Annotated in this window: 10 protein-coding genes; 2 read left to right on the forward strand and 8 right to left on the reverse strand. The window is 62.3% G+C overall.

From position 1 onward, the window contains the following. Positions 1-54: 54 nt before the first annotated feature. Complete coding sequence (selO, locus tag KFZ77_RS08065) at positions 55-1,494, forward strand: protein adenylyltransferase SelO (RefSeq protein ID WP_264385936.1); 1,440 nt, start codon at positions 55-57, stop codon at positions 1,492-1,494. Here selO and KFZ77_RS08070 read toward each other — a convergent pair whose 3' ends face one another. From KFZ77_RS08070 to ppsR, 8 genes are all read right to left on the reverse strand, one after another. After that, on the reverse strand, positions 1,495-2,271 hold the full coding sequence (locus KFZ77_RS08070; protein WP_264385937.1) for a heme ABC transporter ATP-binding protein: 777 nt from the start codon (positions 2,269-2,271) through the stop codon (positions 1,495-1,497). It lies immediately after the preceding gene. After that, a complete protein-coding gene (locus tag KFZ77_RS08075; RefSeq protein WP_264386164.1) occupies positions 2,261-3,226 on the reverse strand; it encodes a FecCD family ABC transporter permease in 966 nt (321 codons plus the stop codon). The genes KFZ77_RS08070 and KFZ77_RS08075 overlap by 11 nt, the downstream gene beginning before the upstream one ends. A gap of 35 nt (positions 3,227-3,261) precedes the next feature. Then, complete coding sequence (locus KFZ77_RS08080) at positions 3,262-4,080, reverse strand: heme/hemin ABC transporter substrate-binding protein (RefSeq protein WP_264385938.1); 819 nt, start codon at positions 4,078-4,080, stop codon at positions 3,262-3,264. After that, complete coding sequence (locus KFZ77_RS08085) at positions 4,077-5,111, reverse strand: hemin-degrading factor (protein ID WP_264385939.1); 1,035 nt, start codon at positions 5,109-5,111, stop codon at positions 4,077-4,079. The genes KFZ77_RS08080 and KFZ77_RS08085 overlap by 4 nt, the downstream gene beginning before the upstream one ends. A 46-nt stretch (positions 5,112-5,157) precedes the next feature. Beyond that, on the reverse strand, positions 5,158-7,134 hold the full coding sequence (locus KFZ77_RS08090; RefSeq protein ID WP_264385940.1) for a TonB-dependent hemoglobin/transferrin/lactoferrin family receptor: 1,977 nt from the start codon (positions 7,132-7,134) through the stop codon (positions 5,158-5,160). Between the two features lie 75 nt (positions 7,135-7,209). Further along, positions 7,210-7,398: a hemin uptake protein HemP gene (hemP, locus tag KFZ77_RS08095; RefSeq protein ID WP_264385941.1), complete on the reverse strand. Its 189-nt coding sequence runs from the start codon at positions 7,396-7,398 to the stop codon at positions 7,210-7,212. Positions 7,399-7,567: 169 nt separating this feature from the next. Next, entirely contained in the window at positions 7,568-8,614 is a 1,047-nt protein-coding gene (locus tag KFZ77_RS08100; RefSeq protein ID WP_264385942.1) for a 3-deoxy-7-phosphoheptulonate synthase, read from the reverse strand. 155 nt (positions 8,615-8,769) lie between these two features. Next, positions 8,770-9,603 (reverse strand): posphoenolpyruvate synthetase regulatory kinase/phosphorylase PpsR, encoded by an 834-nt coding sequence (gene ppsR / locus KFZ77_RS08105; protein WP_031522382.1) that lies wholly within the window; start codon positions 9,601-9,603, stop codon positions 8,770-8,772. Positions 9,604-9,994: 391 nt separating this feature from the next. Between ppsR and ppsA the strand changes: the two genes are divergently transcribed. Further along, complete coding sequence (ppsA, locus tag KFZ77_RS08110; protein WP_264385943.1) at positions 9,995-12,373, forward strand: phosphoenolpyruvate synthase; 2,379 nt, start codon at positions 9,995-9,997, stop codon at positions 12,371-12,373. Positions 12,374-12,397 lie beyond the last annotated feature (24 nt).

Consider the following 12,397-nt stretch of genomic DNA (forward strand, 5'->3'; position numbering starts at 1 on the left):
CCTTAACCGTGTTTGCCGCAGCAGATACGCACTACACTTAAGGCAGGAGGCGCTATGACCCAAACCCTGACATTCAATAATACCTGGCATAATGAACTGCCGGGTTTCTACACCGCACAACGTCCCGATCCGCTGACCAACAGCCGTCTTATCTGGCACAACGCCGCGCTGGCGGCGGACCTGGGTATCCCCGAGGCGCTGTTTGCCGATCCGCACATCTGGGCCGGCGAAACGCTGCTGCCGGGCATGCAGCCGCTGGCCCAGGTCTACAGCGGCCATCAGTTTGGCGTCTGGGCCGGGCAGCTCGGCGACGGACGCGGCATTCTGCTCGGCGAGCAGCAGCTTGCTAACGGGCGCAAAATGGACTGGCATCTGAAGGGGGCTGGCCTGACGCCGTACTCCCGCATGGGCGACGGCAGGGCGGTGGTGCGCTCTACGGTGCGCGAGTATCTCGCCAGCGAGGCGATGCACTATCTCGGCATTCCCACCACCCGCGCCCTGAGCATCGTTACCAGCGATACCCCGGTGCGGCGTGAAACCCCGGAGCGCGGGGCGATGCTGATACGCATTGCCGAAAGCCATCTGCGCTTTGGTCACTTCGAGCACTGTTACTATCGCCGCGAGCCGGAGAAGGTGCAGCAGCTGGCGGATTATGCTATCGCCCATCACTGGCCGCAGCTGGTCAGTGAGGCTGACCGCTACGTAGTGTGGTTCAACGATGTGGTGGATCGCACCGCGTCGCTCATCGCCCACTGGCAGGCGGTCGGGTTTGCGCACGGCGTGATGAACACCGATAACATGTCGCTGCTCGGTCTGACCATCGATTATGGTCCCTACGGTTTTCTTGACGATTATCAGCCGGACTACATCTGCAACCACTCCGACTATCAGGGCCGTTACGCCTTCAACAACCAGCCGGCGGTGGCACTGTGGAACCTGCAACGCCTGGCCCAGACGCTGTCGCCGTTTATTGACGTTGAGGCGCTGAATGCCGCGCTGGATCGCTACCAGCCCGCGCTGATGCGCGCTTACGGCAAGCTGATGCGCAGCAAGCTCGGGTTCTACACCGAGCAGCAGGAGGACAATGTGCTACTGAACGGCCTGACCGACCTGATGGCGCGTGAAGGCAGTGACTGGACGCGCACCTTCCGCCTGCTCAGCGTTACCGAACAGGCCAGCAGCGCCTCGCCGCTGCGCGATGAGTTCATCGACCGCGCCGGTTTCGACAGCTGGTTTGCTGACTACCGCGCGCGTCTGGCCCGTGATGGGGTGGAGGACAGCGAGCGCCAGCAGCGCATGAAGCGCACCAACCCCGCCGTGGTGCTGCGCAACTGGCTGGCCCAGCGCGCAATTGCCGGGGCCGAGCTGGATGACACCACCGAACTGGCCGCGCTGCTCGAGGTTCTGCAAAACCCCTGGGCCGATCGCGATGACGACTTCTCTCAGCGTCCGCCGGACTGGGGCAAGCGTCTGGAAGTGAGCTGCTCCAGCTGATCACCAGCGCAGCATTACCTGCGGCACGTTCCGTTCCGGATGCGAGGCGATCGTCACCTCCGCCTGGTACCAGTGCCGCAGGGTCTCTTCCTGCATCACTTCGTGCGGCGTGCCCTGTGTCACCACCTGCCCGCCGTGCATCAACACCATCCGATCCGCCCACAGTGCCGCCAGATTCAGATCGTGCAGCACCACGCAGACGTGAAGCCGCTGCGCCACAAGCCGTTTCAGCAGGCGCAATATCTGCTGCTGATGGTTAAGATCCAGCGCCGAGGTGGGTTCATCAAGAAACAACCAGCCCTGTGGCCCGTCGTTCTGCCAGAGCTGGGCCAGCGCCCGGGCGAGCTGTACCCGCTGCTGTTCCCCGCCGGAAAGCGAGCGAAAATCGCGACCGCGCAGGGTATCGCACCCGGTGAGGGCCATGATGTGCGCGATGGTTGCCCGATCGGGTACACCGCCCCAGGGGGCGCGACCCATGGCGATGATCTCCTCCACCGGCCAGGGGAAGGCGATGTCGCTCTGCTGGCGCATCAGCGCCCGGGTGCGCGACAGTGCCGCCTGCGGCCACTCCGCCAGAGGGCGTCCCTCCAGCAGCCGTTCGCCGCTGTCCGGCGTCAGTCCACCCGCCAGCAGGCGCAGCAGGGTGGATTTCCCCGCGCCGTTGGGGCCGATCAGCGCCACCATTTCGCCGGGGGCCAGCGTCAATGACAGGTCGTCGATCAGCTGGCGTTCACCCCGGCGGTAGCACAGGTGACGGGCCACCAGGTTACCCGACATGCATACCTCCATAGCGGCGGAAGATCAGCCACAGGAACCACGGTGCGCCCACCAGACTGGTGAGCAGGCCGGCAGGCATCTCCGCGGGCGCTACCAGGGTGCGGGCGAGGGTATCGGCCAGCACCAGCAGTATTGCGCCAGCCAGCAGCGACCCCGGCATCAGCGCCCGGTGATCCGCCCCGAGCCACAACCGCACCAGGTGCGGCACCACCAGGCCGATAAAACCGATCACGCCGCTGACCGCCACGGACGCCGCTACCAGCAGGGCGCTGAACACCAGCAGTAGCCGACGCGTGGTTTTCACCTCCACGCCCAGATAGTGCGCTTCCTCTTCGCCGAGCTGCAGCAGATTGAGCCGCCCGGCGAGACGGGCAATCACCAGCATCGAAGGCAGGATCAGCGACGCGCAGGCGAGCAGGGTGGTCCACTGGGCCTGGCCGAGGCTGCCCATTCCCCACAGCGAGAGCTGGCGCAGCTGGGCGTCATTACTTATCCAGGAGAGCAGGCCCACCGCCGCGCCGCACAGGGCGTTGATGGCGATCCCCACCAGCAGCAGGCGGGCCAGGGTGTTGCTGCCGTCGCGGCTGAGGAAAAAGATGGCGGCGGTTACGGCGAGACTGCCGAGAAACGCCGCCGCCATCGGGGCATACAGCAGCAGCAGGGGCGGTAGCGAGAGCGGCAGGACGATGTACAGCCCCACCGCCAGCGCCGCACCGCTGCTGATCCCGAGCAAGCCTGGGTCGGCCAGCGGATTACGAAACAGCCCCTGCATCACGCAGCCAGCCAGCGCCAGGGCGGCACCAATCAGCGCCGCCAGCAGCACGCGCGGCAGGCGAATGTTCCACCAGATCTGGCGCAGCATGGCATCGCCCTCCTGCCACAGCAGAGTGAGCGGCAGGCGCATTGCCCCGAGGCTGGCCGCGGTCAGAGACACCGCCAGCAGGGCCAGCGCCATCAGCCACAGGGCGCGCGTGGCGCTGATGACCGGTTTCACGGCAGCTGCTCCGCCGCCTGGCGCAGCGCGAGGATCGCTCCCGGCGTGCGCAGGCTGAAGCCGAGCAGGGCCATATCATCCACCAGCAGCAGCCGGTGTTGCGCGCCGGCCGGGGTCTGCGCCAGCCCCGGCAGCGTCCAGACGCGGGATGCGCCGCCGAGGGCCTGCACGCTGTCGCGACCCATGACGATCAGATCCGGTGCGCTGGCAATCACGCCCTCCTGCGAGAGCGGCTGATAGCGGCTGAAGCCCTGCATCGCATTGCGCAGCCCGGCGGCCTGAATTGCTGCGTCGGCGGCGGTCTGCTGGCCGGCACCCATCGCGGTCATGCCGCCGTGGCTCATGATGAACAGCACCTTTTTATCCAGCGGCCGCGCCGGAAGCTGCGCCAGCGCGCTATCCATCTGCGCGACCAGCGCTTTACCCGCCGCACTGGCGTTAAGCGCCCCGGCCACAACGGTGATTTTGTCGCGGATCGCCGTCAGGCTGTTGTCCCCGGGCACGGTCACCACCTTCACGCCGCTCTGCGTCAGCTGGCGCAGCACCAGCGACGGCTGGGCCTGGGCGCTGGCTACTACCAGCGTCGGGCGCAGGGAGAGAATACCTTCGGCGTTGAGCTGGCGCATATAGCCCACGTCCGGCAGCCGGGTGGCGGCCTCAGGCGCAGTGCTGGTGCTGTCGCGCCCGACCAGCTGGTGGTCAGCTTTCAGGGCATAAACGATCTCGGTGACGTCGCCACCGATCGTGACCAGGCGTGCTTCCCCCGCCACAAAGAAGGGCAGCAGCAGAAGCAGCAGACTGAGCCAGGGTTTCATGCTGCCAGCCCCTTGCTGCCGAGGGTTTCGACCTGCTGACGCCAGGTGTCCTGCTCCGGCTGGCCTTCGGTGCGCTGGCCGTAAAGCTGGGCGATCTGCGTGCCGTCGGCAGCGAACAGCTCCAGGCTGGTGACGTGCCCGTCGGCGGTGGGTTTGCGCGTTACCCAGCTTTCGGCGATGCAATCCGCCAGCAGATGCAGGGTGAATTGCGGATTGAACACGTTCAGCCAGCCACGCATCGGCGTCACGTTCTCAATCGCGCCGGTAAAGATCTGCACGCAGCCGCGGTTGCCGACAAAAATCATGATCTCATTTTTCGCTTCACCTGCGAGAGCGAGCAGCCGGGCCAGCGCGTCGTTATCCACCTGCCACGCCAGATCGTCACCCGCCATGCGGAAGGCCTGCTGACGCGTGAGGTGATGGCGCTTCAGCAGCGCGAAGAACTGGTGGACATCGGTCATGGCACGCCACTCCCGATCGACAACGGCGGCATCCGCGGTGCCCGGCGCTGCCGGGGCGCTGTCGGCCGCGGCAAAGGTCAGCGGGGCGTTGTCGGCGGTGGCAGCCTGAGCAAGCAGCGCCTCCCAGGCCGCCATGTCGGTCTGTTCCGTGGCGTAGACCTTAAGCACGGCATCGCCCTGACCATCGAAGAACTGCACGCTCTGCCGCTCGCCGTGCCGGGTCGCTTCCCGCAGGTGAAACGCCGAGGCCCACTGGCCGAGGAACAGACGCAGATCGAGGGCGCGTGGGTTGAGCACCAGCCCGGCATGGCCGTTCAGGTGCTGATTTTCAAAACGGCCCACCTGCTCGTGGACCGCATAGTTGTTACGGCAGATGCATTTGGTGTCGCCCACCGCTTCCAGCGCGGCGAGAATGGCGCGGCAGTCGTTGTGCAGGCGCGAGGCATCGTGCCCGACCCGGGCATGGGCCAGCGCCGCTTCGCTGATATTCATCATCCCGGCGATATCGCGGGCATATTTATCGCTGTGCTGCGCTTTCAGCGTCAGCCAGGTGTCGTACAGGTGGCTCATCTCTCTCTCCTTCCCGTCAACGCCCCGCCGCAGCGGGGCACCGTGGTTACCACTGATAACTTACAAAAATCTTACCGTTGCGGCCGTTCTGCGGGATGCCCTGCGGCGACCAGTAGGCTTTATCGAGGGCGTTGCCCAGCACCAGCGTGGTGGTGAGGCCGCGCAACTGCTGCTGGCCGTGGTAGCTGACGTAGAAGTCATTTACCGCATAGCCCGGCTGTTTGCTGTAGCCGCTGCTGATATGGGTGGAGCGATCGGCAAAGGTGCCCATCCAGCCCACCGAGAAGGCGCTCTGCGGCAGCGGAATGTCGAGCCGGCTGGTCACGGTGTCCGGATTCAGGCTGGCAATGTACTCGCCGGTGTCCTCGTCTTTCCCGCGGGTGCGGTTGTAGGCCAGGTCGAGGCTGAACAGATCGGCGCTGTATTTTGCCATCATGTCCCAGCCCCAGATTTTCGCATGCGGGACGTTATAAGACATGGTGGTCGCCGCCATGAAATCGACGCTGGTGGAGATGTAATCTTTGGCTTTGGTGTCGAAGTAGCTGGCTTTGAACTCCAGCGCGTCACTGGCAAGCAGCAGATCGTCGAAGCGCAGACCGAAGCCGTATTCCTGGGTTTCGTTAGTTTCCGGACGCAGGTTCGGGTTCGGCACCCAGTAGTTAGTGTAGAAGCTGCCGATGGAGAAGTGCTTTGCATCGTTATACATCTCGCCCATCGTCGGGGCCCGGAAGGCCTGGGCATACGAGCCGAACAGCATCAGCCAGTCGGTGGGAGAGACGGAGATAGCGCCGCGCGATGACCATTTGTCGGCGTCCACATCCTCATAGCCGTCGCTGCTTCCCTTGTAGCTGTCGTAGCGGGTGCCTGCCAGCAGGGAGACCGGCAGATCCCGCAGGGTGATCTCATCCTGCAGCCAGCCGGAGCTGAAGGCGATGTCGGCGTCCGGGAAGCCGGTAGTGAGGCCGCCTGGCGACTGCTCCTGGCGGTAGTGCTCGCCGCCCCAGGTAATGAGGTGCGAGGCCGCGCTCTGCTCAAACAGGCGGGTGCGGTTTTCCAGCTTGCCGCCGGTGGTGGTCTGCTTACGGAACTCGTTGCCGTCGTCATTGCTTTCGGCATTGATACGCACTTCCGACCAGTACAGAGTGGCTTTTGCATCCAGCCACTGTTGCCCCTGAGGTGCCAGGCGGTAGCTGAGCTGGCCATCGCGCTGGATGGTGGAGCGATCTGCCATCGGGTTACTGGCGTCTGAGGCTTCAACGCTCTGCGGGTTCTTTGGCTCCTGCGCCCGGTTGTTGTAGTAGCGCAGCGAGCCGGAAAGCGACTGGGCCGGATCGAGCGTCCAGGTGCCCTTTGCCAGCCAGTTGCTGATGCTTTCATCGTTTGGCGCGTCTTCCCCCTCGCTCTGACGGATATCGCCGCGCTCGCGGCTGGACCAGGAGACGATGCCATCAAAATTATCGCTGCGGCCAAAGGCGCTGGCACCCATACCGAGGCTGCTGTCACCGGTGGCACCGCTGCCGAACACGCGGTAGCCGCTGCGCTGGCCGTCGAACAACAGATCGGCGGCGTCCACGGTTTCATAGGCGATCACGCCGCCCAGCGCACCGCTGCCGTAGAGCAGGGCCGACGGGCCGCGCACCACTTCGATGCGCTTGATCAGCGCCGGGTCGAGGAAGGTGCTGTTCAGGTGTCCGGTGTCGGTGCCCTGACGCACGCCGTCCACCAGCACCAGCACGCCGCGGCGGTCGTAGCCGCGCAGGTTAACGTCCTGGCCGTTGGTGCGGCCGGTACCGTCGAGGGTGATGCCCGGTACCGCGCGCAGCATATCCGCGGCGGACGAGGCGGTTTGCCCGGCCGGGCTGGCGGCATCGATGACGCTGACCATCATCGGCGCGTCAAAGGTGCTGCGCTGATTGCCGGTGGCGGTAACGGTGATCTGGTCGCCGGCGGCGGCAGGAAGGGCGCAGGATAGGGCGATAGCCAGCGCGGACAGGCGCGGGGCGGCAGTGTGCAGGTAAAGCATAACCAACTCTCCAGTGAGAAAAAGTCAGGGTTACGCTGGCTGCCTGGGAGGAGACCTGGGTGGCTGGCGACTCTCTTATTTTGTGAGGATCAATTTTCCGGCTTGCGTCTGACGCAGCAGGTAGTGCTGACCGTCATGCACGATCACCACGCGGCCCTCATCGCCCAACAGCGTTTTGCTGTCGATGGCGCGATCGGCGAGGGCGTGAGACGGTGCAGGCGTAGCGCGAGCTTCATAGTTACAGGGATTGTCCATACGCGTCATATTGTTTACAAATGAAAATTAGTCTGACAATGATAATCATTATCAACAAAGCGCTACGCAGCGGCAAGCACTATTTGTAACCGGAATGTAAAGATTATGGAGGGGCAGGTGCGGTAAACCACGGTGGATACAGGGAAAAGACTCCCCGCCACGCGGCGGGGAGAGGCGATCAGAAGCGGCTTTCTACCGCGTCAGCCAGCATGGCCACCAGGGTTTCGGTGTCGTCCCAGCTCAGGCACGGATCGGTGATTGACTGCCCGTAAACCAGCGGTTTACCGGCTTCAATCTTCTGGGTGCCTTCTTTCAGGAAGCTTTCCGCCATGATCCCGGCCACGGCGCGGGAGCCGTTGCGGATCTGCTGGCAGATGTCTTCGCAGACCTCCAGCTGACGGCGGTGCTGCTTCTGGCAGTTGCCGTGGCTGAAGTCCACCACCAGATGCTGGGGCAGGTCGAACTCGCCCAGCGCATCGCAGGCGGCGCTCAGATCCTGAGCATGATAGTTCGGGGTTTTGCCGCCGCGCATGATGATATGCCCGTACGGGTTGCCGCTGGTCTGATAGATGGTCATCTGGCCGGTTTTATCCGGGGAGAGGAACATGTGGCTGGCGCGCGCAGCGCGGATGGCGTCCACCGCAATGCGGGTATTGCCGTCGGTGCCGTTTTTAAAGCCGACCGGGCAGGAGAGCGCCGAGGCCATTTCGCGGTGGATCTGGCTTTCGGTGGTGCGCGCCCCGATAGCGCCCCAGGAGATAAGATCGGCGGTGTACTGCCCGGTGACCATATCCAGGAACTCGGTAGCGGTTGGCACGCCCAGCTCGTTGACCTGCAGCAGCAGGCGACGCGCGCGCTCAAGCCCGTCGTTAACGCGGTAGCTGCCGTTAAGATCCGGGTCGGAAATCAGGCCTTTCCAGCCCACCACGGTGCGCGGTTTTTCAAAGTAGGTGCGCATCACCAGCTCAAGGCGGTGGGAATACTTCTCGCGCAGGGTCTGCAGGCGGCGGGCATAGTCCATCGCTGCATCAAGATCGTGAATCGAGCAGGGGCCGATAATCACCAGCAGGCGCGGATCTTCGCCCTTGAGGATATTTTCAACGTGGCGGCGGGAGGTCAGGACATGCTCCGCTATGGTCGCAGAGACCGGGAAGCGCTGCGCCAGTTCGCCTGGGGTGACCAGACTCCCGATACGTGCCGTGCGCAGTTCGTCAGTTTTCGTCATGGGATTTCTCAAAAAGTGTTGCTCTCACGGCATCGTGCCGGAAAGTGATGGGCATCACGATAAACCAATTCATACTGAATTCAACCCTGGAAAGGGTGTCACTTACCGCGTCAGAGCAACCATTCTAGCGATTATCGCGCCATTGTACTAGCCTGTTAGTACATGCGGCGGCTTAACCCCATGATGTCGAGAATTTTGGTGGCAATCTCTTCTACCGAGTAATTCGTACTGTTGAGGTAGGGGATCTGGTTTTTGCGATACAGGGCTTCCACTTCCGCCACCTCCATCCGGCACTGGCGCAGCGAGGCGTAGCGGCTGTTCTCCCGTCGCTCTTCGCGGATCGCCGCCAGCCGCTCCGGGTTGATGGTCAGCCCGAACAGCTTGTGCTGCAGCGGTTTCAGGGCCGCCGGCAGGCCAAGGTTGTCCATGTCGTCGGCAATAAAGGGGTAGTTGGCGGCGCGAACCCCAAACTGCATCGCCAGGTAGAGGCTGGTGGGGGTTTTACCGCAGCGCGATACCCCGAGCAGGATCACCTGCGCCTGGTCGAGGTTACGCATTGAGATGCCGTCGTCGTGCGCCAGGGTGTAGTCAATCGCGGCGATACGGGCGTCGTATTTGATGAGATTGCCGGGATTCAGACCGTGAGTACGGTGCGCCACCGGGGTGGGATCGAGCTTCATCTCCTCCTGCAGCGGGGCCACCAGCGCCTGCACAATATCCTGACAAAATCCCTCGCTCTGCAAAATGATCTGGCGAATTTCCGGGATAACGATGGAGTAGAACACCAGCGGACGCTGCCCGGTCTGCTGGTAGAGCGCATCGATCTGCTCTTTAACGGCCCGGGCGCGGCTTTCGTTTTCGACAAACGGCAGGGTAATGCTGTTGATCGCCACCGGGAATTGCGACATTACTGCATGGCCTAATACTTCTGCCGTAATGGCCGTTCCGTCTGAAATATAAAACACATGGCGATCAACCGCATTTTCCATTTTTTCTTCCTGAGGCAAGGGATAAATTTCTGAAAGCTTAATTTAAAACCCAGACGTCCGGCATGGCACTTATCTCATTTTTTAAAATGAAATGCTGTTTTTATTTTTAATGAAATGCAGGGTTCATTTTTAATTGATTGCCGCTACGCCGTGTTTTGTAAGCGCTTTCAAGGTAATCAACGAGTTAAATAATAATCGGATTAGGTCGAAAAAATAAAAAAGTGCAGTTGCTTGAACGATTCACCGTTTTTCCCGCCCGGTTAATTATGCCAGGCTAAATGCGTTGTCAGGTCTTTCTTATACCCGTTCATTTATTACCGCGCCTCCTGCACCTGTCGGGGATAAACCCCAGTGCGCCGGAGACTGGTATGGCAAAAAAAGGATTGTTTCGATGTCCAATAATGGCTCTGCACCACTGGTTCTCTGGTATAACCAACTCGGCATGAATGATGTGGACAGAGTGGGGGGAAAAAATGCCTCGCTCGGTGAGATGATTACCAACCTGTCCGACGCAGGCGTCTCGGTACCGGGTGGTTTTGCGACCACGGCGGAGGCGTTTAACCTGTTTCTCGATCAGAGCGGCGTAAACCAGCGTATTTACGAACTGCTCGATAAAACCGATATCGATGACGTCAGCGAACTGGCAAAAGCCGGGGCGCAGATCCGTCAGTGGATCGTGGATACCCCGTTCCAGCCCGAGCTGGAAAACGCCATTCGCGAGGCGTACAACACGCTCTCGGCGGATGACAGCGAGGCGTCCTTCGCGGTGCGCTCTTCGGCCACCGCCGAAGATATGCCGGACGCCTCCTTTGCCGGGCAGCAGGAAACCTTCCTTAACGTGCAGGGCATTGATGCGGTGATGGTGGCGGTGAAGCACGTTTATGCTTCACTGTTTAACGACCGCGCCATCTCCTACCGCGTACACCAGGGCTACGATCACCGTGGCGTGGCACTCTCGGCAGGCGTTCAGCGCATGGTGCGCTCGGATCTCGCCGCCTCCGGCGTGCTGTTCTCCATCGATACCGAATCCGGCTTCGACCAGGTGGTGTTCATCACCGCCGCTTATGGCCTGGGCGAGATGGTGGTGCAGGGCGCGGTGAACCCGGATGAGTTCTACGTCCACAAACCGGGCCTGGCCGTCGGCAAACCGGCCATTGTGCGCCGCACGATGGGGTCGAAAAAGATCCGCATGGTGTACGCCCCGACTCAGGAGCATGGCAAGCAGGTGCGCATTGAGGATGTCCCCCAGGCCGATCGCGATCGTTTCTGTATCACCCCGGAAGAGGTGCAGGAGCTGGCGAAGCAGGCGGTGATCATCGAGAAACATTATGGTCGCCCGATGGATATCGAGTGGGCAAAAGATGGCCATACCGGCAAGCTCTATATCGTGCAGGCGCGCCCGGAAACCGTGCGCTCTCGCGGCCAGGTCATGGAACGCTATACCCTGCACAACCAGGGCAAAATTATCGCTGAAGGCCGCGCCATTGGGCACCGCATCGGGGCGGGCACCGTAAAGGTCATCCACGACATCGCCGAGATGCACCGCATCGAAGCCGGCGACGTGCTGGTAACCGACATGACCGACCCGGACTGGGAGCCGATCATGAAGAAGGCCTCGGCGATCGTCACCAACCGCGGCGGGCGTACCTGTCACGCGGCGATTATCGCCCGCGAGCTGGGTATCCCGGCGGTGGTCGGTTGCGGTGATGCCACCGAGCGTATGCAGGATGGCCAGCAGGTTACCGTCTCCTGTGCCGAAGGGGATACCGGCTACGTTTACGCCGAGCTGCTGGACTTCAGCGTGAAAAGCTCCAGCGTCGATACCATGCCGGACCTGCCGCTCAAGGTGATGATGAACGTCGGTAACCCGGACCGCGCGTTTGACTTCGCCTGTCTGCCGAACGAAGGCGTCGGCCTGGCGCGGCTGGAATTTATCATCAACCGCATGATCGGGGTGCACCCGCGCGCGCTGCTGGAGTTCGACCAGCAGGAGGCGAAGCTGCAGAACGAGATCCGCGAGATGATGAAGGGCTACGACGATCCGGTGGAATTCTACGTCGGGCGTCTGACCGAAGGGATCGCTACCCTCGGCGCGGCCTTCTGGCCGAAGCGCGTGATCGTGCGTCTCTCTGACTTTAAGTCCAATGAATACGCCAACCTGGTAGGCGGTGAACGCTACGAGCCGGAAGAGGAAAACCCGATGCTCGGCTTCCGCGGCGCGGGCCGTTACGTGGCCGACAGCTTCCGCGACTGCTTCGCCCTTGAGTGCCAGGCCGTCAAGCGCGTGCGCAATGAAATGGGGCTGAGCAATGTCGAAATCATGATCCCGTTCGTGCGCACCGTGGATCAGGCGAAAGCGGTGGTGGACGAGTTGGCGCGCCAGGGGCTGAAGCGTGGCGAAGATGGCCTGAAAATCATCATGATGTGCGAAATCCCGTCTAACGCCCTGCTGGCGGAGCAGTTCCTGGAGTACTTTGACGGCTTCTCTATCGGCTCCAACGACATGACCCAGCTGGCGCTCGGGCTGGATCGCGACTCCGGCGTGGTGTCTGAGCTGTTTGACGAGCGCAACGAGGCGGTAAAAGCGCTGCTCTCTATGGCGATCCGCGCTGCGAAGCAGCAGGGGAAATATGTGGGTATCTGCGGCCAGGGGCCATCGGATCACGAGGACTTTGCTGCCTGGCTGATGGAGGAGGGCATTGACAGCCTGTCGCTCAACCCCGATACCGTGGTGCAAACCTGGCTCAGCCTCGCCGAGCTGAATAAATAACAGCAAGCCCCTCTACGGAGGGGT

The sequence above is a fragment of the Siccibacter colletis genome (genome assembly GCF_025914095.1).
GTDB classification, from domain to species: Bacteria; Pseudomonadota; Gammaproteobacteria; order Enterobacterales; family Enterobacteriaceae; genus Siccibacter; species Siccibacter colletis.